This window comes from Streptomyces sp. NPDC001970 (assembly GCF_053594115.1).
The window spans coordinates 1-21971 of sequence record NZ_JBSFDW010000061.1 but is presented as its reverse complement, the minus strand read 5'-3'; the positions used below and the strand labels follow the sequence as shown (position 1 = coordinate 21971).

General features: G+C 70.3%; 18 protein-coding genes and 1 pseudogene. 7 read left to right on the top strand and 12 right to left on the bottom strand.

The genetic code is table 11. The annotated features are described in order from the left end of the window. Positions 1-91: 91 nt before the first annotated feature. The gene (locus ACWCP0_RS39620; protein ID WP_451083576.1) at positions 92-796 is read right to left on the bottom strand and encodes a TetR family transcriptional regulator; all 705 of its coding nucleotides are present in this window, start codon (positions 794-796) and stop codon (positions 92-94) included. Positions 797-884: 88 nt separating this feature from the next. Here ACWCP0_RS39620 and ACWCP0_RS39615 point away from each other — a divergent pair, with 88 nt between their 5' ends. Continuing rightward, the gene (locus ACWCP0_RS39615; protein WP_451083575.1) at positions 885-1559 is read left to right on the top strand and encodes an NAD(P)H-binding protein; all 675 of its coding nucleotides are present in this window, start codon (positions 885-887) and stop codon (positions 1557-1559) included. Between the two features lie 150 nt (positions 1560-1709). On the opposite strand, the gene ACWCP0_RS39610 is transcribed toward ACWCP0_RS39615, so the two are convergent. From ACWCP0_RS39610 to ACWCP0_RS39600, 3 genes are read right to left on the bottom strand one after another with little or no spacing between them, the layout of a single operon-like run. Continuing rightward, the gene (locus ACWCP0_RS39610; protein ID WP_451083574.1) at positions 1710-2690 is read right to left on the bottom strand and encodes an HAD family hydrolase; all 981 of its coding nucleotides are present in this window, start codon (positions 2688-2690) and stop codon (positions 1710-1712) included. Next, a complete protein-coding gene (locus tag ACWCP0_RS39605) occupies positions 2687-5269 on the bottom strand; it encodes a phosphoribosyltransferase (protein ID WP_451083583.1) in 2583 nt (860 codons plus the stop codon). The genes ACWCP0_RS39610 and ACWCP0_RS39605 overlap by 4 nt, the downstream gene beginning before the upstream one ends. A gap of 41 nt (positions 5270-5310) precedes the next feature. After that, positions 5311-6474: an HpcH/HpaI aldolase/citrate lyase family protein gene (locus ACWCP0_RS39600; protein ID WP_451083573.1), complete on the bottom strand. Its 1164-nt coding sequence runs from the start codon at positions 6472-6474 to the stop codon at positions 5311-5313. Between the two features lie 209 nt (positions 6475-6683). Between ACWCP0_RS39600 and ACWCP0_RS39595 the strand changes: the two genes are divergently transcribed. Further along, on the top strand, positions 6684-7550 hold the full coding sequence (locus ACWCP0_RS39595) for a TerD family protein (protein ID WP_451083572.1): 867 nt from the start codon (positions 6684-6686) through the stop codon (positions 7548-7550). An 88-nt stretch (positions 7551-7638) separates the two neighbouring features. Here the strand turns inward: ACWCP0_RS39595 and ACWCP0_RS39590 are convergent, their stop codons facing one another. The 6 genes from ACWCP0_RS39590 to ACWCP0_RS39565 form a co-directional block, all read right to left on the bottom strand. Then, positions 7639-8379 carry a TerD family protein gene (locus tag ACWCP0_RS39590; protein ID WP_351236784.1) on the bottom strand — a complete coding sequence of 247 codons (741 nt, stop codon included), beginning with the start codon at positions 8377-8379 and terminating at the stop codon, positions 7639-7641. A gap of 174 nt (positions 8380-8553) precedes the next feature. Continuing rightward, positions 8554-9678, bottom strand: a complete 1125-nt coding sequence (locus tag ACWCP0_RS39585) for a DUF475 domain-containing protein (protein ID WP_451083571.1) — start codon at positions 9676-9678, stop codon at positions 8554-8556. A 70-nt stretch (positions 9679-9748) separates the two neighbouring features. Then, on the bottom strand, positions 9749-10324 hold the full coding sequence (locus tag ACWCP0_RS39580; protein WP_351236788.1) for a TerD family protein: 576 nt from the start codon (positions 10322-10324) through the stop codon (positions 9749-9751). A gap of 169 nt (positions 10325-10493) precedes the next feature. Beyond that, positions 10494-11069, bottom strand: a complete 576-nt coding sequence (locus ACWCP0_RS39575) for a TerD family protein (RefSeq protein WP_451083570.1) — start codon at positions 11067-11069, stop codon at positions 10494-10496. Positions 11070-11186: 117 nt separating this feature from the next. Further along, positions 11187-11645, bottom strand: a complete 459-nt coding sequence (locus ACWCP0_RS39570; protein WP_451083569.1) for a peroxiredoxin — start codon at positions 11643-11645, stop codon at positions 11187-11189. A 99-nt stretch (positions 11646-11744) separates the two neighbouring features. Next, entirely contained in the window at positions 11745-12182 is a 438-nt protein-coding gene (locus ACWCP0_RS39565; RefSeq protein WP_351236794.1) for a DUF3052 domain-containing protein, read from the bottom strand. A gap of 335 nt (positions 12183-12517) precedes the next feature. On the opposite strand from ACWCP0_RS39565, the gene aceE reads away from it, so the two are divergent. Together aceE and ACWCP0_RS39555 are read left to right on the top strand one after the other, a co-directional pair. Beyond that, positions 12518-15265 carry a pyruvate dehydrogenase (acetyl-transferring), homodimeric type gene (aceE, locus tag ACWCP0_RS39560; RefSeq protein WP_451083568.1) on the top strand — a complete coding sequence of 916 codons (2748 nt, stop codon included), beginning with the start codon at positions 12518-12520 and terminating at the stop codon, positions 15263-15265. A gap of 183 nt (positions 15266-15448) precedes the next feature. Then, a complete protein-coding gene (locus tag ACWCP0_RS39555; RefSeq protein ID WP_451083582.1) occupies positions 15449-16249 on the top strand; it encodes a potassium channel family protein in 801 nt (266 codons plus the stop codon). On the opposite strand, the gene ACWCP0_RS39550 is transcribed toward ACWCP0_RS39555, so the two are convergent. Together ACWCP0_RS39550 and ACWCP0_RS39545 are read right to left on the bottom strand one after the other, a co-directional pair. After that, positions 16230-16670 (bottom strand): peptidase inhibitor family I36 protein, encoded by a 441-nt coding sequence (locus ACWCP0_RS39550; RefSeq protein ID WP_451083567.1) that lies wholly within the window; start codon positions 16668-16670, stop codon positions 16230-16232. The two genes, ACWCP0_RS39555 and ACWCP0_RS39550, sit on opposite strands and share 20 nt — an antisense overlap. A gap of 196 nt (positions 16671-16866) precedes the next feature. Then, entirely contained in the window at positions 16867-18471 is a 1605-nt protein-coding gene (locus tag ACWCP0_RS39545) for an MFS transporter (RefSeq protein ID WP_451083566.1), read from the bottom strand. A gap of 130 nt (positions 18472-18601) precedes the next feature. Between ACWCP0_RS39545 and ACWCP0_RS39540 the strand changes: the two are divergent. The 3 genes and pseudogenes from ACWCP0_RS39540 to ACWCP0_RS39530 all read left to right on the top strand — a co-directional run. Beyond that, a pseudogene (locus tag ACWCP0_RS39540) lies at positions 18602-19234 on the top strand (TetR/AcrR family transcriptional regulator); the annotation flags it as partial. A gap of 503 nt (positions 19235-19737) precedes the next feature. Further along, positions 19738-20949 (top strand): alpha/beta hydrolase, encoded by a 1212-nt coding sequence (locus tag ACWCP0_RS39535; RefSeq protein ID WP_451083565.1) that lies wholly within the window; start codon positions 19738-19740, stop codon positions 20947-20949. 130 nt (positions 20950-21079) lie between these two features. Continuing rightward, entirely contained in the window at positions 21080-21952 is an 873-nt protein-coding gene (locus ACWCP0_RS39530; protein WP_451083564.1) for a DUF4429 domain-containing protein, read from the top strand. Positions 21953-21971: the final 19 nt, after the last annotated feature.

The following is a 21971-nucleotide window of genomic DNA, read 5'->3' as shown; positions in this document are numbered from 1 at the left end:
TAGCCGGCCGGCCACCTCCGGCCGGCACTTCCGACCGCCTGGTTCCGGTCGGCCGCCTCCGGCCTGCCGGTTCCTGCCCACCGGTTCCTGCCTAGCCCTTTTCGCGCAGGGTGGGGAGCCCGGCGGCGAGTGCCGCCAGTGAGCGCCCGAGGGTCGGCAGCAGCTCCGGGCAGGCCGCGGCGATGTCCGGTTCCTGGGCGTAGAGCTCCTTCATGACGGCTGGCGGCGTGGAGAGCGGGTAGAGCACGCCGGCGAGCGCGGCGGCCGCCGAGATCAGCTCCGCGCCCTCGCTCTCGTTCAGCTGGGGATGGGCGTCGGCGACCCGCGCACCGAGCCGGCCGACGACGGCGATCACGTCCCGCTTGAACGCGCGGGCCGCCTCCAGCGAGACGTTGTGCTCCAAGGTGAGGGCGGTCTGGCTGAGCAGATCGCAGAGGAACGGACGGTCGGCCAGGGTCTCCGCGACAGCGGCGACGACGCCGTCGCCCCCAGCACCTCCGGCACCCTTCGCACCCCCGGCACCCTCGGCGGTGACCGTTTCCCCGAGTCGCCGGGTGAGCGCGTGCTCCCAGTCCCTCCAGGCCTCCGCCGTGAGCTCCAGAAAGATCTCTTCGCGGGTCCCGAAGTAGCGCACCACATTGGATTTCGCGAGCCCCACGGCGTCGGCGACACTGCCCAGCGTCACCTTGCGCACCCCCGACTCCGTGCCGAGCGTGCGCGCCGCATCGAGAATCGCCTCGCGTCGCTGCTGCTTCTGCTCCGGCCGTCGGGCGCGGACAAATCCCACGTGATCCATGACGCTGACAGCATACGAGTGGCCTACGAGCACATAAAGGACCCATGTTCCCTTATTAAGAGGACGGCGTTCTGTTAGTTTGGCTCCTGTGAATGTTCTCCTCTTCGGCGCCTCCGGCATGATCGGCCAGGGCGTGCTGCGCGAATGCCTGCTCGACGACCGTGTCTCGTCCGTCATCGCGGTCGTGCGCCGGCCGCTCGGCTTCACCCACCCCAAGCTCCGCGAGATCGTCCACCAGGACTTCACCGACTTCTCGCCCCTGGCCGGGCAGTTCGAGTCCGTGGACGCGTGCTTCTTCTGCCTGGGGGTCTCCTCGGCGGGCAAGAGCGAGGAGGAGTACCGCAGGATCACGTACGACCACACCCTCGCCGCGGCCCGCGCGCTCCCCGCGAACCCGTCGCTGACCTTCGTCTACGTCTCGGGCGAAGGCACGGACAGCACGGAGAGCGGCCGCTCGATGTGGGCGCGCGTGAAGGGGCGGACGGAGAACGAACTCCTCGCGATGCCGTTCCACGCGTACATGTTCCGGCCCGGCTACATCCAGCCCATGCACGGGGCGACCTCGCGAACCCCCCTGTACCGATGGCTGTACGTCGGGGTCTCCTGGCTCTATCCGCTGCTGCGGCGGGTGTCGCCCGGGCATGTCACGACCACCGAGAACCTGGGCCGCGCGATGCTCGTGGTCGCGGGGCGCGGCGGCGCAGGCGAGCACGTCCTGTACAGCCCGGAGATCAACCGTGCGGCGGCCGAAGGACGCGGCTGAGAAAGGCTCAGGCCGTCGGACGGCACCGTCGGGGGCCCCACGGGCCGTCCGCGGCCAGGACGGCCTCGGCGCCGGTGCGGCGGACGAGTTCGTGGACCGCGGCGCCGCTCGGGCCCTCGGACGGCACCGTCGGGGCCCCACGGGCCGTCCTCAATCGCCGGAAGGGCTCACGATCTCCGGGGCCTGGGCAGGCGTCGGGACCGTAACAGTGGGCGTGGCGAGCGGGACCGCGGCCGTGAGCTCGGCGACCGGGACCGCGACCGTGAGCTCGGCGACCGGGACCGGGGCCGGGACCGTCGGCGTGGCGACCGGCACCCCACCAGCCACCGTCGCCGCCGTCACGGCGAAGCGCCGCAGGATCTCCTCGCCCGCCGCGACACCCCGTTCCGGGAGCACGGTGACGTGCGGGGCGGACCAGCCGGTGTCGGCGAGTTCGCCGTGTGAGGGGCGCCAGGCGTGGTCGGCGGTGAGGAGAAGATCGGCGTCGAGGAGGGAGTCCCCGGCGGCCAGGACGACCTCGGCGCCGGTGCGGCGGACGAGTTCGTGGACCGCGGCGCTCTTGGTGAGGGGCTTCGGAACGGCGTAGATCTTGCGGCCCTGGAGGGAGACCGTCCACCCCTTCGGCTCGGCCCACGCGGAGAGCTCCTCCACCCAGTCCTCCGGCAGCAGCGAGCGCTCGACGACGACATAGGCGAAGAGGTCCTCCGCGACCCGCTCCTTGAGCAGCCATGCCGGGTCGGCCACCGCGAGCATCCGGGCGCGGACCTCGGCGAGCGAGGCGCACTCGTCCGCGAGCCGGGCAGCGACCATCCGCCGCCAGTCGCGGTCGGACTCGCCGTCGACCAGCAGATGTCCGCCGTTCGCACAGATCGCGAACCGCGGGGGCGGGCCGGGCAGTTGGATCCTGCGGTACTGCTTGCGCGTCCGCGTGGTGGTCGGCACGAAGACGGCGGATCGGGCCAGGTCGTCGAGCAGCCCGGCGGCGGTCTCCGTCATGTAGGACAGCGGCTTGCTCTCGTGCACCTCGACGCAGAGCAGCCGCGGCGCCTGGACGTCGGGCATCTGCAGCTGAAGGGCCGCCGACGAGTAGATGAGCGTACGGTCGAGGTCGCTGGCGACGAGGGCGGTCACTGGGCAGCCACCGCCTTGCCGTCGGCGCCGGTCGCGCCGCGCGTGTACTGGGGATGGATCAGCCCGACGCACGTGTACGGAAGGTCGTCGATCTCCTCGACCGGTACGCCGCGCTGCTCGGCCAGCAGCCGTACGTGGTCGAGGTCGGCGCCCGCGCCCCGCTTGGCCAGGATCTTCCAGGGGACGCGGCGCAGCAGGACCCGGGTGGTCTCGCCGACGCCGGGCTTGACGAGGTTCACGTCGTGGATGCCGTACTCCTCGCTGATCCGCTCCACCGCGGCCCAGCCGGCCCACGTGGGCGCCCGGTCCGCCGACAGCAGCTCCTTGACCTCTGCGTCCACGGCGTCGGCGACCTCGTCGAAGCGAGCCGCGACGGTGTCGAGGAAATACCCGGAGACATCGGCCCCGGCCAGCTCGCGGTAATACTTCGCGCCGTGGAAGTCGTGTGGGCCGACCAGGTCCGTGCGCAGCACTGTGCGGGAGATCAGCCCGGAGACCGTGGAGTTGAGGCAGGCGGAGGGGATGAGGAAGTCCTCGCGGGTGCCGTACGTGCGGACGCAGCCACCCGGGTCGGCGAGGACCGCGATCTCGGGGTCGAAGCCGTCGAACTCGCCGAGTGCGGCGGCCAGTTCGCGAGTGATGGCGCCCTTGCCGGTCCAGCCGTCGACGAAGACGACATCGGCCGGGTCGTGGTGGGCGGCGAGCCAGCGCAGCGCGTTCTCGTCGATGCCGCGGCCGCGGACGATCGACACGGCGTAGTGCGGGAGGTCCAGGCCGCGGCGGTGCCGGGCCCAGCGGCGCATCAGTACGCCGACGGGAGTACCCGCGCGGGCCAGCGACACGAGCACGGGGCGCGCGGACCGCTCGGCGAGCACGGTCTCGGTGACGGTCCCGACCGCGCGGGCGATGCGGGCGGCCGAGGTGTCGAGCGCGGCGCGGAACACCTCCTGGTACTGGGCACTCGGCTGGTACTCGACCGGCAGCGACTCGGCGTAGTGCGCACCACCGCTCTGTATCGCCTCCTCGCGCTCCTCCGTGGGCGCTTCGAGCTCGACGTCCGAGAGGTCCTGGAGCAGCCAGCCGACCTCGTCGGGGGCGTAGGAGGAGAAGGCGGGTCCGCGCAGCGGCTCGGGCAACATCGGTTCCCTTTCGGGAGCGGGGGCGTAACTGGGGACGACGGCGAGCACGACGTGCGGTATGTGCTCGGCGAGCCGGGCCAGCAGCCCGGCGGGGGCGTGCAGTGCTTCGGTGTCGGCGGTGGAGTCGACGACGGCGACGACCGCGTCGAAGCCGGCGCCGGCCACGTTGTAGGCGTACCGCTCGCCGGGGCCGTCGGCCGGGTCGTCGTGGGCCGGGAAGACCAGTCGGCTGCGTATCGCATAACCGGGGTCGTCGACGGCGAGGACGGGCGAGCGGGTGGTCGTCGAGTACCGGATCTCGTCCGCTGCCGTTCCGGCCTCCTCCAGCGCCTGCGCGAGCCGCAGCGGTGCGTACATCAGCTCCTCGCAGCCGAGCACGAGCACCCGCCGCGCTGTGCCGCCGAGGGCCTCGGCGAGGCGCGCCGCCATGCCCGGCAGCGCCGCCTCCAGCTCGGCGCGGTGCGCAGGCGTGAAGCCGTGCCGACCGCCGTCGGGGACGCCGACGGGCCAGCCGAGGCGTACGCGGACGGCGGGTGGCACCGCGGCAGGGCCCACCGAAGGGACGGCATCCGGCGCGGCGGCAGCGGGCGCGACGGAAACCGTTGCGCCGGCGTCCGTCGCGCCGGCGTGCGGTTCTCCGCCCGCCGGGCCCGGGGCGGTGCCTGCGGCCGCGACGGCCGGTGGCGTGGCGGACTCCGCGGCCGAAGCCGCCGCCTCGTGCTCCGCGACCAGCGCCTGCCCCTTCTCCAGCACCCCCTCCGGCAGCCGCACCGTGCCTTCGGCCGTCGCCACCAGGTCGATCCGGGCGCCGATCTCCCGCGCGAAGTCCGCCAGGCGGCGCGTGTCGGCAGCCGAGCGCATGTCGACGAGGGCGACGACCACGTACCGCTCGCGGGGGTAGCGCTCGTGCAGGTCGCGGATGGTGTTCAGCACGGTGTTGCCGGTGGAGAACTCGTCGTCGACCAGGACCAGGGGGCCGGCCCCCGCGAGCAGCTTGGGGTCCTCGGGAAGGAGCAGATGGGAGGTGGCGTGGGAGTGGGACTCCTCGAAGCCGCCCGCCGGTGCGAGCCCGGCGACCGGGCGGCGCGTCGAGTGGAGGTAGGGCGCGAGACCGAGTCCGTCGGCGACCGAGTGGCCGAGGCCGGTCGCCGTCTCCGCGTACCCGAGGACCACCGCGCGCGCGGCCTCCTCGTCGCCGAGCAGCTCGCGCACCCGCACTCCGAGCGCGAACCCGTGTCCGTACACGGCTGCCGGGCTCTGCGGCACATGCTTGCCGAGCACCTGCGACACCAGCAGATGCGCACGCTTCGGATTGCGCCGCAGGGCCAGGCCCAGCAGGTCCTTCAGCCCGTCGTCGCCGACGAGCTCGACTCCCAGCCGCTGGGCGACCCAGCTACCCGACCACACCACAGGCGTTCCGTTCCCCTTCGTCTTCATCATCTTCGTCTTCGTCGTCTTCGTCGTGCGAGGCGTCTGCGTCATCAGCCGGCGAGCCCGGCGGTGAGCAGTTCCACGAATCCGACGTCCTCGCGCGCGACGCCGAACACCTCGGCGCGCTGGAGCGTGCGCTCCGCCCAGGCGCGATGAGGCTTCACTTCATTCATTTTGTTCGTGTACGCCGAGCGCATCACTCCCCCGCCTCCCCGCTCCGGGCGAAGGATGTCCTGCGCGTCACTGAACTCCTCATGACTGACGACCGACAGGGCGTGCACGGGCAGCACATGCGAGGGGTGGATACAGGTCTTGCCGAGCAGACCGTTGGCCCGGTCCATCTCGATCTCCCGCAGCAGCCCGTCCAGGTCGTGCTCGATCAGTGCAGTACGCAGTTTCTCGGCCCGCACCTCGAGGAACGGGCTGCGCCGCAGCTGGGGCTTGAACATGCGCTCCTGGAGCCGGAAGTACTCCCACACCGGGCCGGTGATGGTGAACCCGGTCCCGTCGGCGCGGCCGAGCACATTGACGACGTCCGCGATGACATTGGCGACGATCTGGACGTCGTAGGCCGTCATGTCGGGCGAGCGGCGCAGTCCGTACGCCGAGCAGAAGTCGGTGACACCGAGTCGCAGCGCGAGCACCCGGTCCCGGTACTCGTCGACCGTGCGCGCGATGCCCGCCAGCGTCTCGGCCCGGGTCTCCAGATGGAGCAGCTCGGGGGACTCGAGCACCGGCATGGCGTACAGCCGGCTGCCGCTCTCGGTCTCGGCCGCGCCGATAGCCTCCAGGAAGGCCGCGCCGCGCTCGTGCGTGAACTTCGGCAGTACGAATCCGGACAGCAGCCGGACCGTTTCGCCGAGGCGCCGCACGAGGTCCGGAATCTGGCCCGCCTCACGGACCCGGATGAAGAGCAGCGGCACCTCGGCGCCGCGCGCGTCGAGGTCGGCGAACTGGCGGACCAGGTTCTCCTCGCCGTCCTGGACCTCGGCGTCGTCGATGGAATCCTCCAGGCACAGCACCATGGAGACCACCCCGCGGGCCCCCTGCTTCAGGACGTCGTCCGCGAGCCGGGGCCGCGTCGCGGGGCTGTAGAGCGTGGCCCCGAGAGCGGCGGAAAGCATGCGTGCAGGAGAGCCGGCATCGAACTCGCACGGCTCCTTGTGGAACAGTTCCTTACGTGCAGTGGCCGGGATATGCCCGAAATGACGCATGTAGATCCCCCGTACTGCCGTCGCGGCCCGGTCATTGAGGTGGCCGGTAATAGTACGTAGGTGCAGGTGTCAAGAGTTCCCCAAGTGCATGAAATCCAGGTAACTCGTCCGGTTCCGGCCCCCGAGTCAGGCTGCCCGCGCCCGGGCTGGTGCATGCCCTCCCTCCCCCGCGTTGTCCGCGCGGGGGCGGGGAAGGCAGGATGACGGGCATGACGCACGCGATGCTGAAGGGCTCCAACGTCCCGCTCGGAGCGACGGCGATACGGGCCGTACTGCGCTGGTCACCCGGTCCGGCAGTACCGGACGTGGACGCCTCCGCCCTGCTGCTCGGCACCGACGGCCGCGTGCGCTCGGACGAGGACTTCGTCTTCTACAACCAGCCCCGCCACCCCTCCGGGCTGGTGCGGCTGCTGCCGAAGAAGCGTGAGGCCGAGGGGCTCACCGACACCGTGCAGGCGGACGTCGGCTCGCTGGATCCGTCGGTCGACCAGGTGGTGCTCGCGGCGTCGTCCGACGGCGGCAGCTTCGCCGAGGTACGGGACCTGCGGATCATGCTGTACGACGCCGGGGCGGCGGACGGCGAACCGCTGGCGGTGTTCGAGGTACGGCCGGAGACCGGTGAGGAGACCGCGATCATCTGCGGTGAGCTGTACCGGCGTGGGGACGGCTGGAAGTTCCGTGCCGTGGGGCAGGGCTATCCGTCCGGGCTGATCGGCCTGGCCACCGCGTTCGGCATCTCGGTGGACGAGACCGAGCCGGAGGCGCAGCAGGAGCCGTCCGTACCGGCACAGCCGCAGCCCCAGGCCCAGAACCAGCCCCGGACGCAGGCCCAGGACCCGTCGCAGCAGGCGCCCGCACCGACGTTCCCCGCGCCGGCGTCGCCCGCGTACGGCTATCCGCAGCAGACCTCGCCCCAGCCCGCACCGCAGCCCACGTACGGCTACCCCCACCCGGCGTCACCGCAGCCCTCGACGAAGCCCGCGTACGGCTATCCGCAGCCTGCCGCCGCTGCCGCCCCGGCGCCGGACCCGAATTTCCGGCTGCCTCCGATGGGCCCGCAGTTCATCCGCCAGTGACCGGCGGCCGCAGGGCAGGAACGGGGACCGGGACGCGGACGGAAACGGGGACGCGGACGGGGACGGGGCAAGAAACGACGGCGGCGGCTCAGGCCTTGGTCTTGTAGCCGCGCCCCCACTGCAGTCCCCAGCCGTACAGCCGGTCCAGTTCCGCCTGGAAGCCGTACACGAACTTCACCTCGCGGCGCACGACCAGCTCGCCCTTGACGTTCTCCACGGTGAACACCGCGCACGAGCGTGCCTGCGGGGCACGCTCGTCCAGCTCGATCTCCACGCGCGGCCCGTTGCTCGGGTACAGCGTGACCTTCGCGTGCGTGCGGTCGAAGGCCGGCGTCCGGTCGTAGATGTAGACGAAGAACAGCAGCCGCTTGATCGACTCACGGTGGTCGAGATTGACGAAGAGCGTCTCACCGGAGGGCGCGCCGAAGCGGTCGTCGCCGCTGAGCCTGACGTACGGCGGCTCGTTCAGGCTGCCGAAGAAGCTGCCGAGCGGCTGCACCACACCCTTGCTGCCGTCCATCAGCTCGTAGAGGCAGCCCAGGTCGAGGTCCACGTTGACGACGCCCTGGGTGTGCGCCTGGACGACCTCGGGCTTGAAGAGCTTCGAGGGGTTCCGCAGCAGTCGGCCGCTCTGCTTGGACCGGCCCTCGATGTCGGAGGTCCGCATCCGCCACGACAGATTGACCCGGAGGTTGCCGGTGGCGGCGCCCTGCTTGGTGAGCGACACCTGCGGGTGCCGCTTGGTCAGCTGAATGGAGTTGGTCGAAGCACTCCCCGAGTCGAACTGCGCCGCCGCCCTGCCACGCCACCAACCGTCCCAGAAGGCCATGTCCCACCCCTGACTGTGCCCGGCCGGTTTTCCCCCGCCGGTCCCGTTGCCTCGCACCGACCCGCAGCCCTGCAGTCCTGCAAGGCCCCGGAACACCGCGCGGGGCGGCCCGGAGGCCGGTGTGCCTCCTGGCCGCCCCGCTGAGAGCGTTCCTCAAACCCTACGGCGTCACACTTACTCCGCCGCGAGCGCCTTCTCCTCGGCCTCCTCCGCCGCGAGACGCCTGTTGCGCCTCACGGAGGAGAGGAAGGACCAGGCGATCAGCAGGACGCCGACGAGGCCGGTGATGATCTCGCTGATCTCGTGCTCGATGGTGATGAGCAGGATGACGGCGAGCGCACCGATCGCGTAGTGCGCGCCGTGCTCCAGGTAGACGTAGTCGTCGAGGGTTCCCTGGCGGACCAGGTAGACCGTGAGCGACCGGACGTACATGGCGCCGATGCCGAGGCCGAGCGCCATCCAGAAGATTTGGTTGGTGATCGCGAAGGCGCCGATGACGCCGTCGAAGGAGAACGACGCGTCGAGCACCTCCAGGTACAGGAACAGGAAGAACGCCGCCTTGCCGGCGAGGCCCACCACCGAGACCTGCTTGCCCTCGGCCTTGGCCTTCTCCTCCTCCTCGTGCTCGCGCTCCTCGTCTTCCTCCAGCTTGTTCTCGAAGTAGCCGGAGAGGCCGCCCACGATCAGATACGTGATCAGACCGGCGACACCCGCCAGCAGCACCGTGGCGGACTTGTCCGCGTAGCCGGAGCTGGTGTGGGCGTGGGTCGCGAAGGTCATCGCGCTGACCAGCAGGGCGATCAGGGCGATGCAGACCGACAGCATGTCGACCTTGCCGAGCTTGGCGAGCGGGCGCTCAAGCCAGCCGAGCCACTTGATGTCCCGGTCCTCGAAGATGAAGTCGAGGAAGATCATCAACAGGAACATGCCACCGAATGCCGCGATGGCCGGGTGGGCGTCGGTGACCAGGGCCTCGTACTGCGCCGGATTGTCCATCGCGAGTTGGACGGCCTCGATGGGCCCCACCTTGGCGCTGATGGCGACGATGGCGACGGGGAAGACCAGCCGCATACCGAAGACGGCGATGAGGATGCCGACCGTGAGGAAGATCTTCTGCCAGAAGGCATTCATCTTCTTCAGGATTCCGGCGTTGACCACCGCGTTGTCGAACGAGAGCGAGATCTCGAGGATCGACAGGATCAGGACGACGCCGAATGCCTCCCACCCCCACTGCCAGGCGGCGAATGCGAGGCCGAGCGCCGTAATGGCGAACGACCAGCCGAAAGTTCTCAGAACCACTGCCTATCCCATCGATTTGTACGGGACCCCGCTACTCCGGGCCTCCCCCGTGCCGCACACAAGCGGCTTTTTACGAAACGTTGACCCCGAAGTCTAGAGCGATGCCCCGGAGCCCCGACGCATACCCCTGCCCCACGGCCCGGAACTTCCACTCGCCCCCGTACCGGTACAGCTCGCCGAAGATCATCGCGGTCTCCGTGGACGCGTCCTCGCTCAGGTCGTAGCGCGCGAGCTCCTGGCCGTCGGCCTGATTGACGACGCGGATGAACGCGTTGCTGACCTGGCCGAAGGTCTGGCCGCGATTGTCGGCCTCATGGATCGAGACCGGAAAGATGATCTTGTCGCAGTGCGCCGGCACCGTGGGGAGGTCGACGATCAGCGACTCGTCGTCCCCTTCACCCTCACCCGTGAGGTTGTCACCGGTGTGCGTGACCGAACCGTCCGGACTCGTCAGGTTGTTGTAGAAAATGAACCATTCGTCGCCGAGCACCCGCCCCGACTGGCAGAGCAGCGCGCTGGCGTCGAGGTCGAAGGGTGCCCCGGTGGTGGAACGCGCGTCCCAGCCGAGCCCGACGAGGACCTGGGTGAGGTTCGGTGCGGCCTTGGAGAGGGAGACATTGCCTCCCTTGGCGAGCGTGACGCCCATGACGGTGAGTCCTCCCCTGTGGATGTACGGAACTACAGGCGCGTCCGGCGCCGCACGGATGGTGTGCGGCGCCGGCTGCAAACTCCCGGGGACCGACCCCCGGACCCATGCGCTGTGCCGTCCCGGCGGCCCACCCGGACCCGCCACGGTGACGGCGTGTGCGACTGGCTCAGACGTTGACGCCGAAGTCCTGCGCGATGCCGCGCAGACCCGAGGCGTAGCCCTGTCCGATGGCGCGGAACTTCCACTCCGCCCCGTTGCGGTACAGCTCGCCGAAGACCATGGCGGTCTCGGTCGAGGCGTCCTCGCTCAGGTCGTAGCGGGCGAGCTCCGCGCCGTCCGCCTGGTTCACGACGCGGATGAACGCGTTGCGCACCTGGCCGAAGGACTGCTGACGGGTCTCGGCGTCGTAGATGGAGACCGGGAACACGATCTTCTGGACGTCGGCCGGCACGCCGATCAGATTGATCTTGATCTGCTCGTCGTCGCCCTCGCCCTCACCGGTGAGGTTGTCCCCGGTGTGCTCGACCGAGCCGTCGGGGCTCTTGAGGTTGTTGAAGAAGACGAAGTTCCCGTCGAGGGCGACCTTGCCCTCGGCGTTCGTCAGCAGGGCGCTGGCGTCGAGGTCGAAGTCGGTGCCGGTGGTGGTACGGATATCCCAACCCAGACCGACGGTGACCGCGGTCAGGTTGGGGGCGGCCTTGGTCAGCGAGACGTTGCCGCCCTTGCTGAGGCTGACTCCCACGAGTCCTCCCAAGTGGTTTTCAGGGGCAGCGCCCCCGTCGTGGTGCGTTGGCATCGGATCAACGTCTGGATCCTAGTGACGGGTTCCCTGCGGAAACAGACACATCGACCGATGAAGTCAGAGGGTGTCGAGCGCCTTGACGTAGTCGTTGAGGTCCCGGGCGTCCGGCAGGTCGTTGACGACGCTCCAGCGCACCACGCCCTCCTTGTCGATGACGAAGGTGCCGCGCACCGCGCAGCCCTTGTCCTCGGCGAAGACGCCGTACGCCCGCGAGACCTCGCCGTGCGGCCAGAAGTCAGACAGCAGGGGGTACTCGAGGCCCTCCTGCTCGGCGAAGACCCGCAGGGTGTGGATGGAGTCGTTGGAGACGGCGAGCAGCTGGGTGTCGTCGTTGACGAACTTCGGCAGCTCGTCACGGAGTGCGCACAGCTCTCCGGTGCACACGCCGGTGAAGGCGAACGGGTAGAAGAGCAGCACCACGTTCTTCTCGCCGCGGAACTCGGACAGGGTCACGGCCCGCCCGTGGTTGTCCTTGAGCTCGAAGTCCGGGGCCTTGGTGCCGACCTCGATCGCCATGTGCATTTCATCCCTTCAGGGCTGCGGACCAGTCGGCCCCAGCCTACGCACAGGGCCCCCGCCGACCGTCGTCGGCGGGGGCCCCGGGACAGCTGGTGCTCAGCGCTTGGACTTCGCCGCCTTGGGCGTGACCAGCCTGCTGCCGGTCCAGTCCTTGCCGGCGTTGATGCTCTTGGTCTGCGACAGGCCCGCGGTCTGGGCGGCCTCGTTGATGTCGCTGGGCTCGACATAGCCGTCACGGCCGGTCTTCGGCGTCATCAGCCAGACCGTGCCGCCGTCATCGACCAGGCCGATGGCGTCCACCAGAACGTCCGTAAGGTCTCCGTCCTCGTCGCGGAACCAGAGCAGGACGACGTCCGCGACGTCGTCGTAGTCCTCGTCGACGATCTCCTGGCCGGTGACGGCCTCGATGGCCTCACGGAGCTCCAGCTCGACGTCGTCGTCATAGCCGATCTCCTGGACCACCTGTCCGGGCTCGAACCCCAGCCTTGCAGCCGGGTTGGTCCGCTCCTCCGCGTGGTCCGCGGTCGCGCTCACGGCTTGCCTCCTGATCTTGTTTCGGAAAATGCTTCAGCCGCGCGCGTACGCGAGGCATTGGCCGTAGTCCACACGGGCGGGACGGATCGCGCAAGTACCCGGCCGCCGAGACCGCCGAAACGGTGACGTTTACGGCCGTCCTGCCCGCAACTCCAGGCAGTTCTGCGTCCGGGGCGGCGAATCGCCCCAGCCCCTTCGCCACCTTTGTACGCTTCGGTGGCGCCGGTCCGCCAATCGGGGGCAGTTGGTTACCCATCGGTAGAGATGACGTAATTGCTCCCGGGGTACACGATGGGGAGCGGCGTACACCACCAACCGAAGAGCGAAGGAACAGCGTGGCTTCCGGATCCGATCGCAACCCGATCATCATTGGCGGCCTGCCGAGCCAGGTCCCGGATTTCGATCCGGAGGAGACACGGGAGTGGCTCGACTCCCTCGACGCCGCCGTCGACGAGCGCGGCCGTGAGCGTGCCCGCTATCTCATGCTGCGCCTGATCGAGCGCGCCCGCGAGAAGCGCGTGGCCGTGCCCGAGATGCGCAGCACGGACTACGTGAACACGATCGCGACCAGGGACGAGCCGTTCTTCCCCGGCAACGAGGAGATCGAGCGCAAGATCCTCAACGCGACCCGCTGGAACGCCGCGGTGATGGTCTCCCGCGCCCAGCGCCCCGGCATCGGCGTCGGCGGCCACATCGCCACCTTCGCCTCCTCCGCCTCGCTGTACGACGTGGGCTTCAACCACTTCTTCCGGGGCAAGGACGAGGGCGACGGCGGCGACCAGATCTTCTTCCAGGGCCACGCGTCGCCCGGTGTCTACGCCCGCGCGTTCATGCTGGACCGACTGAGCGAGGCGCAGCTCGACGCCTTCCGCCAAGAAAAGTCGAAGTACCCGAACGGGCTGTCGTCGTACCCCCACCCGCGGCTGATGCCGAACTTCTGGGAGTTCCCGACCGTGTCGATGGGCCTCGGCCCGATCGGCGCGATCTACCAGGCGCGGATCAACCGCTACATGGAGGCGCGCGGGATCGCCGACACCTCCAAGTCGCACGTGTGGGCGTTCCTCGGCGACGGCGAGATGGACGAGCCCGAGTCGCTCGGCCAGCTGTCCATCGCCGCCCGGGAGGGCCTGGACAATCTGACCTTCGTGGTGAACTGCAATCTGCAGCGCCTCGACGGTCCGGTGCGCGGCAACGGCAAGATCATCCAGGAGCTGGAGTCGATCTTCCGCGGTGCCGGCTGGAACGTCATCAAGCTGATCTGGGACCGCACCTGGGACCCGCTGCTCGCGCAGGACCGCGACGGCATCCTGGTCAACAAGCTGAACACGACGCCGGACGGCCAGTTCCAGACGTACGCCACGGAGACCGGTGCGTACATCCGTCGGCACTTCTTCGGCGACGACCACCGGCTGCGGGCCATGGTCGAGAACATGACCGACGACCAGATCCTGCACCTGGGCCGCGGCGGCCACGACCACCGGAAGATCTTCGCGGCCTACTCGGCGGCCCGCGCCCACAAGGGCCAGCCGACCGTGATCCTCGCCCAGACGGTCAAGGGCTGGACGCTCGGCCCGAACTTCGAGGGCCGCAACGCGACCCACCAGATGAAGAAGCTGACGGTCGACGACCTCAAGGGCTTCCGCGACCGGCTGCACCTCCCGATCAGCGACCAGGAACTGGAGTCCGGCCTGCCGCCGTACTACCACCCGGGCCGCGACTCGGAGGAGCTCCAGTACATGCACGACCGCCGCAAGTCCCTGGGCGGATACGTCCCGACCCGGGTCGTACGGTCGAAGCCGCTGGTCCTGCCGGACGACAAGACGTACGCGGCCGTGAAGAAGGGGTCCGGCCAGCAGTCCATCGCCACCACCATGGCGTTCGTGCGGCTGCTGAAGGACCTCATGCGGGACAAGGAGATCGGCCGGCGCTTCGTGCTGATCGCGCCGGACGAGTACCGCACCTTCGGCATGGACTCGTTCTTCCCGAGTGCGAAGATCTACAACCCGCTGGGCCAGCAGTACGAGGCCGTGGACCGTGAGCTGCTCCTCGCGTACAAGGAGTCCCCGACCGGCCAGATGCTGCACGACGGCATCTCGGAGGCGGGCTGCACGGCGTCGCTGATCGCCGCGGGCTCGGCGTACGCGACGCACGGCGAGCCGCTCATCCCGGTCTACGTCTTCTACTCGATGTTCGGTTTCCAGCGGACCGGCGACCAGTTCTGGCAGATGGCCGACCAGCTCTCCCGCGGATTCGTCCTGGGCGCGACGGCGGGACGCACGACGCTGACCGGTGAGGGTCTGCAGCACGCGGACGGCCACTCCCAGCTGCTGGCCTCCACGAACCCGGGCTGCGTCGCGTACGACCCGGCCTTCGGCTTCGAGATCGCGCACATCGTCAAGGACGGTCTGCGGCGGATGTACGGCTCCGACGGCGAACACCCGCACGGCGAGGACGTCTTCTACTACCTGACCGTCTACAACGAGCCGATCCAGCACCCCGCGGAGCCCGCGCACGTGGACGTGGACGGCATCCTCAAGGGCATCCACCGCTACAAGGCGGGCGAGGCGGGCGAGCTCCCGGCGCAGATCATGGCGTCCGGTGTCGCGGTGCCGTGGGCCGTCGAGGCGCAGCGGATCCTCGCCGAGGAGTGGAACGTCCGGGCCGATGTGTGGTCGGCGACGTCCTGGAACGAGCTGCGGCGCGAGGCCGTGGCGGTCGAGGAGCACAACCTGCTCCATCCGGAGGAGGAGCAGCGCGTCCCGTACGTGACGCAGAAGCTCAGCGACGCGGAGGGCCCGTTCGTGGCCGTCTCCGACTGGATGCGGTCGGTGCCGGACCAGATCTCCCGCTGGGTGCCGGGCCGCTACACCTCGCTGGGCGCCGACGGCTTCGGCTTCGCGGACACGCGCGGCGCGGCCCGCCGGTACTTCCACATCGACGCGCAGTCGATCGTGCTGGCGGTGCTCACCGAGCTGGCCAGGGACGGCAGGGTCGACCGCTCGGTGCTGAAGCAGGCGGTGGACCGCTACCAGCTGCTCGACGTCGCGGCGGCCGACCCGGGCGCGGCTGGCGGCGACGCGTAGGGGTTTTCGCGGGGGGACTTCGTCCCCCCGCACCCCGTGGGGGGACGAAGCGCCCCAGGACCCGTACCGGCAGGTGCGGGTCCTCTTTACGGCCCTTCGTCCCCCCGCACCCCGTGGGGGGACGAAGCGCCCCAGGACCCGTACCGGCAGGTGCGGGTCCTCTTTACGGCCCGCATGCCTACGATGCCGGGCATGAAGGAACGAACCGCGCAGATGCGCTGGGAGGCCCGTACCCAGGGGCCGCTGCTGTGGCTCGCCGTCGCGTTCGGCATCGCCTACGCCGTGCCGATCGTGGCGCCGGACGCCCAGCGGTGGGTGCATCAGTTCTGCACGGTCGTGGAGTGGGTGGTGTGGGGCGCGTTCGCCTGCGACTACGTCGTACGGCTGGCGCTGGCGCCGTACAAGTGGCTGTTCGTCCGCAAGCACCCGCTGGATGTGCTCGCGGTGCTCCTGCCGCTGGTGCAGCCGCTGCGGCTGCTGCGGGTGGTCGCCACGCTGCTGCTGGTCGGGCGGCGCGCCCACATGGCCCCGCAGATCACGCTGACCACGTATGTGGCGGGCGCGGTCGTCGGCCTGATGATGTTCGGCTCGCTGGCGGTGCTGCACGTCGAACGGGACGCTCCCGACGGGAACATCAGGACGCTGGGCGACGCCGTGTGGTGGTCGTTCACCACGATGACGACGGTCGGATACGGGGACCACGCCCCGACGACGGGGCTGGGGCGGGTGCTCGCGGTCGGGCTGATGCTGTCCGGTATCGCCCTGCTCGGTGTGGTGACCGCGAACATCGCGGCGTGGTTCATCGCCCGCTTCGAGAGGGACGACGCCGAGGAGCGCCGGCAGACGGCGCTCCTCGAGGCCCTGACCACGGAGGTCAGGGAGCTGCGGGCCGAGCTGGCGCGACTGTCCGGCACCACGCCTCCCGTGGCCGGGCTCCCGGCGCAGGGCCCCGGCCCGGACCGGGCTAGTTCTCCCACACCTTGAACGCCCGCACCTTGTACGGGGACTGCGGCACCCAGGTGCCGCTGCCCGGGTACGTCTCGAACTCGCCGGTCTCGGCGCACTCCGCCGACTGGTACGTGGTGACGGGGCGTCCGGTGCGGTTGGCGAGGGACTGGGCCGTGGTGCCTGCGGGGAGCGGTACGCAGGAGTCGATCTCGAGCCCGGACAGCTCATAGGGCTGCACGGTCCCCTCGAAGCCGGGCTTCGGCCACAGACACAGCTCCCCTGGACCGCAGGCGCCGAGCACGGGCCGGGGCAGACCGGTGGCAGTGGCGGTGGCAGTGGCGGTGGCAGTGGCGGTGGCGGTGGCGTTGACGTTGGCGTTGGCGTTGGCGTTGGCAGTGCCGGTAGGAGCCAGAAGGGCGGTCGCGGCCAGGGCGGCGGCGAGGACGGTCGTACGCATGACGGATCAACCCCCGTGTCGTTATGGATCACTTGGCCGCAGCCTGGCCTGCACCGACACGGGTACGGAAGAGCCGCAGGGGCGGATCACCCTGATAGGCGACAGCCCCGCCGGAACCTCCCCCATGGCCTTCGGCATGGGAGGGGCCCCCACGGCGGGGCTGTCGTACGTCGGAAGCCGACGCCACACGACGGCGTCAGATGTGGGCCGCGCCCGCACCTGCCTCGGCGTTGGCGCCGCGCTTGGTGAAGAGCGCCACGCCGGCGGCGAGCACCGCGACGATGCCGGCGACCGTGAAGGCCATGTGCATCCCCGACATGAAGGTCTCCTGCGCAACGCCGGTGATCTGTGCCACGACCGGCTGCGGGGTCTCGGGGGTGACCGGGGCGATACCGACCTCGACGGCCTCCTTCGCCATGCCCAGCTGCTCGGGCGTCAGCGGCGGAAGCTTCGCGTCCGCCCAGTTCCCGGCCAGATCCGAGCTGACCTTGGCCGACATGACCGCGCCCAGCACGGCCGTACCGAGGCTGCCGCCGACCTGCATGGCGGCCTGCTGCAGGCCACCCGCGACACCGGACAGCTCCAGCGGCGAGTTGCCCACGATGACCTCGGTGGCGCCGACCATGACCGGGGCCAGGCCGAGGCCGAGGAGGGCCAGCCAGACGGACATCGGCAGCGTGCCGGTGTCCGTCGAAAGAGTGGTCATCCCGAACATCGCGACCGCCGTGCACACCATGCCGCCGACCAGCGGGATACGCGGGCCGAACTTGGTGATGAGCGCTCCGGCGAGCGGCGACGAGACGATCATCATCGCCGTGAGCGGCAGCAGATGCAGACCACTGTCGATGGCGCTCATGCCGTGCACGTTCGCCAGGTAGAAGGTGACGAAGAACAGGCCGCCCATGAAGGCGAAGGCCATCAGCACCATCAGCACCGTGCCCGCCGAGACCGGGACGGAGCGGAACAGCCGCAGCGGGATGAGCGGCTCCCTGACCTTGGTCTCCCAGACGGCGAACACCACGAAGAGGACCAGGGCCCCCGCCAGCCACCCCAGCGTGTTCGCCGAGCCCCAGCCCCACTCGCCGGCCTTGATCAGCGGCCAGATGAGGGCGAACATCGCGCCGGAGAGCAGCGCGATGCCGGGGATGTCGAACGACTTCGGCGCGTTCTCGGCACGGTGGTCCTTGAGGATGACCAGACCGAGGACCAGGGCGAGGACGCCCACCGGCACATTGATGAAGAAGACGGACTGCCAGCTGACGTGCTCGACGAGCACCCCGCCGAGGATCGGGCCACCGGCCGTCGAGGCACCGATGACCATGCCCCAGATGCCGATCGCCATGTTCAGCTTCTCGGCGGGGAAGGTGGCGCGCAGCAGGCCGAGCGCGGCCGGCATCAGCAGGGCGCCGAAGAGGCCCTGGAGCACCCGGAAGACGATCACGAGCGCGATGGAGTCGGAGAGGCCGATGGCCCCGGAGGCCGCCGCGAAGCCCGCGACGCCGATGAGGAAGGTCTGGCGGTGGCCGAAGCGGTCACCGAGCTTGCCTGCGGTGATCAGCGCGACGGCGAGCGCCAGCAGATAGCCGTTGGTGATCCACTGGACGTCGGCGAGCGAGGCGCCCATGTCCTTCTGGATCGCCGGGTTGGCAATGGCGACGATCGTGCCGTCCAGCGCGACCATCATCACGCCGATGGCCACGGAGAAGAGCGTCAGCCAGGGGTGGCCGCGAAGCCCCTTGGCCGGCGCAGGTGCGGGAAGACGGTCCGCCGGCGCCTTGTCGACGGTGGTCTGACTAGTCATGCGCTCGACATTAAAGTCAGCGACTGACAGTTGACAAAGCATTTCATGAGTCGGTAACTGTCATGTCGCTCACATGTACGCTGAGCTGGGGGGTAGCGACGAAAAAGACGGCGGAGAGCAGGCCGAACAGGTGACGGGAACCGGTGGGACCGGACTACGTGAGCTGAAGAAGCAGCGCACCCGCGACGCCCTGCTGCGGGCCGCGCTCGAGCTCTTCACGACGCAGGGGTACGAGCACACGACGGTCGACGAGATCGCCGACGCCGTCGAGGTCTCCCAGCGCACCTTCTTCCGCTACTTCGCCAGCAAGGAAGAAGCGGCCTTCGCCGTCCAGGAACTCGTCGAGTCCCACTTCGTCTCGGAGCTGCGGCAACGGCCCGCCGACGAGGGACCGTTCGACGCGATGCGCAGAGCGGCGCTCGCCGCCTGGGACACCATCGGCGAGGTCATCGAAGAGGTCGTTCCGGTCGAGCTCTACATGCGGACGTACCAGATGATCGAGTCGACACCCGCGCTGCTCGCCGTCCATCTGCGCCGCTCCGCCGAACTGGACGAGCAGGTCGCCCGGCTGATCGCCGACCGCGAGGGCCTCGACGTGGACGCCGACCCCCGGCCACGGGTCGCCGTGGCCGCCTTCGCCGGGGTGATGCGGGTGACGGGCAGGCTCTGGGGGCAGGGCGAGGACGCGAGCATGGACACCATCCGGGAACTGACCGAGAGCTATCTCGACCATCTCGGCCCTGCGCTCGCGACGGACTGGCGCACGCCGGAAGCGGCAGAGGCTGCGGGCCCGGCCGGGGTCGCGGGCTCGGGCTCGGGCTCGGACTCGGACTCGGACTCGGACTCGGCAACCACGGCCTCGGGCGCGGACTCAGCAGGCTCAGGCTCAGCAGGCTCGGACTCGGACTCGGACTCGGCAACCACGGCCTCGGGCGCGGACTCAGCAGGCTCAGGCTCAGCAGGCTCGGACTCGGACTCGGACTCGGCAACCACGGCCTCGGGCGCGGACTCAGCAGGCTCAGGCTCAGCAGGCTCGGACTCGGACTCGGACTCGGACTCGGACTCGGCAGGCTCGGGCTCGGCCGGGGCTGCAGGCTCCGACACCGGCGGCGGCGCGGCGGGGGCGGTGGCTTCGGCCGCCCGCCCGGCGGAGCGTACGACCGGCGCGCACGGAAAGTAGCGCGCGCCCGTCTCCCTCCCTCGAACGCGTGATCTCCCTCACGGTCTTCGCGGCCGCCATCGGGCGCCCCCTACGCTGTCCCCTCAGTGACTGCTTTCGACTCCTCACCCACCCTCAACGTGTGGCGCGCCCTGCTCGCTCTCGCCGTCGTGTTCGTGCTGCTCGCGACCACCGGCTGGACCGCCGTACGACATCAGCGGGATCCCGGCGAGCCCAGGGAAGCCGCTCTCGCCGCGTGGGAGAAGGACCGGATCGGCACGCGGGCGCTGCCCGACCCGGAGTCGCCGCCCGCCCTGCTGGCCGGATTCTTTGCCTCCATCGGCGCGATGCGCGCGGCCGGGCTGGCGGAGCGCCACCCTCTCGTCGTGGGCAACCTCAACGGCGCCCCGGTCACCCTGCGCTACCGCGCCAACCGGATCGCCCTCACCCAGGCGCGCCAGGTGGAGGCGTGGCGGATGGGCGACACCCGGCTCTCCGAGGACGGCAGGCGCGAGGCGGGCCGCCGGATGCACCGGTTCGAGTCGCTGCTGCGCCCCGGCCGGCAGATCCTCGCCTTCGACCCGACCGGCAAGGGCCGTGCCGCCGAGGTGCTCGGTGATCTCGACCGCGCCCAGCGGGTGTCGGTGATCGTGCCCGGAGTCGACACCACTCTTCTGACCTTCGAGCGGACCGAGCGCAAGTTCACGGCTCCGGCGGGGATGGCCGAGTCGCTGTACGCGGCCGAGCGGGCCGCGGCGCCTCGTACCCGCTCTGCCGTCATCGCCTGGGCCGACTACACCTCGCCTGCCGGAGTGGGCCTCGACGCCTCGACCGGAAGGCTGGCCGCGAGCGGGGCCGAGCGGCTGGTGGACATGACCGGCGCGCTGCCGGGCGCCGCCCGGGTGTCGCTCTTCTGCCACAGCTACGGCTCCGTGGTGTGCGGGGTCGCCGCCCGCGAACTGCCCGACCGGGTCGGCGACCTGGCCGTCGCCGGCAGCCCCGGCATGCGGGCGGAGAGCGCGGCGCAGCTGAGGACGGACGCCCGGGTGTGGGCGATGCGGGACGGCGACGACTGGATCCAGGACGTCCCGTACCTGGAGGTCGGTGGACTCGGACACGGCGCCGATCCGATGACCCCCGCCTTCGGCGCGCGGGTGCTCTCGGCGGCCGGAGCGGTCGGCCACACCGGCTATTTCGCCCCGGGCACGGAGAGCCTCCGGAACTTCGCCGAGATAGGCGTCGGTTCGTACCGCACGGTGAGCTGTGCGGACGGGAACGGCGCGTGCCGCACCGGAATTGACGGTACGGAAGCCGCCTGAGCCGCCTGGCGCGCGAAGGTCCGGTCGACGTCGCGGTCGGCCTCGCGGTCGCGGGGGTGTGCGCGGCGCGCGGCGTCGGGGATACCTCCGGCAGGCGACGCGCGGGCGCACGCCGCTTACGATGAGGCGCATGGGTGATGTTCTGGCCGGAATTCATGCCACCTGGGAGTTCGCACCAGACTGCGTAATCATCCGCTTCACACGGGGGACCCGCGGCACGCCGAAGCTGTTCCAGGCGCTGGGCGAACGGCGCATTCCCCTCGAAGCGCTGGAGTCGGTGACCCTCTCCCCGGGCAAACGCGCCACGGTCGTGCTGCACGCGGTGCCGAGACCGGGCGCCGATCCGCTGATGGACGCGGCCGCGGGCCAGTTGAAGGAGGGCTGCGACCCGTACCGGCTCGTGCTGCCCGCGGAGCGCGAGACGCTCGCGGAGTACTACGCGGACGAGCTGCGCGCGGCCCTGCCCGTCGAGGACGGGGGTCCCGTGACGTCGTACCTCGTCCCGTCGTTCGCGGCGCCGCTGCAGTTCAAGGCGTACGACGGAAAAGCGACGTTCGACGGGGGCAAGGTGTCGTTCCGCTGGTTCTGGACGGGCGCCTCCTCCGCGAAGTGGAAGGCCGGCGACCAGACGTTCGCGGTCTCCGACCTGGTCGGCGTCGAGTGGCGCTCCCCCGATGTCCTCGACGGCTATCTGCGCCTGCTGCCCCGTGCCGGATCGTCCCGTGCACAGGCCGACCAGGACCCGGCCGCGGTCGTCTTCGGCCTCGGCTACGGCCCCGTGCACGAGTCCCTCCCCTTCGCTGCGGCCGTCCTGGAGGCGATCCGCGGCACCTCCCCGGCCCTGGCCCCCGCCCCGTCCCCGGCGGAGATGCCGGCGAGGGGCCCGAGCGATCCGGCGGCGGTCGCGGAGCGAATACGGCACCTCGGGGAGCTGCACAGTGCGGGGCTGGTGACGGACGAGGAGTTCCGTGCGAAGAAGGCGGAGCTGCTGGCGGAGCTGTAGGGGGAGCTGTAGGGGGAGC

Bases quoted from the DNA above. Each gene is read 5' to 3' on its own strand.
- ACWCP0_RS39600 (WP_451083573.1), bottom strand. From the start codon at position 6,474: ATGCGTCATTTCGGGCATATCCCGGCCACTGCACGTAAGGAACTGTTC.
- ACWCP0_RS39580 (WP_351236788.1), bottom strand. From the start codon at position 10,324: ATGGGCGTCACGCTCGCCAAGGGAGGCAATGTCTCCCTCTCCAAGGCC.
- ACWCP0_RS39550 (WP_451083567.1), bottom strand. From the start codon at position 16,670: ATGCGTACGACCGTCCTCGCCGCCGCCCTGGCCGCGACCGCCCTTCTG.
- ACWCP0_RS39620 (WP_451083576.1), bottom strand. From the start codon at position 796: ATGGATCACGTGGGATTTGTCCGCGCCCGACGGCCGGAGCAGAAGCAG.
- ACWCP0_RS39595 (WP_451083572.1), top strand. From the start codon at position 6,684: ATGACGCACGCGATGCTGAAGGGCTCCAACGTCCCGCTCGGAGCGACG.
- ACWCP0_RS39590 (WP_351236784.1), bottom strand. From the start codon at position 8,379: ATGGCCTTCTGGGACGGTTGGTGGCGTGGCAGGGCGGCGGCGCAGTTC.
- ACWCP0_RS39605 (WP_451083583.1), bottom strand. From the start codon at position 5,269: ATGATGAAGACGAAGGGGAACGGAACGCCTGTGGTGTGGTCGGGTAGC.
- ACWCP0_RS39555 (WP_451083582.1), top strand. From the start codon at position 15,449: ATGCCGGGCATGAAGGAACGAACCGCGCAGATGCGCTGGGAGGCCCGT.
- ACWCP0_RS39570 (WP_451083569.1), bottom strand. From the start codon at position 11,645: ATGGCGATCGAGGTCGGCACCAAGGCCCCGGACTTCGAGCTCAAGGAC.
- ACWCP0_RS39545 (WP_451083566.1), bottom strand. From the start codon at position 18,471: ATGACTAGTCAGACCACCGTCGACAAGGCGCCGGCGGACCGTCTTCCC.
- ACWCP0_RS39530 (WP_451083564.1), top strand. From the start codon at position 21,080: ATGGGTGATGTTCTGGCCGGAATTCATGCCACCTGGGAGTTCGCACCA.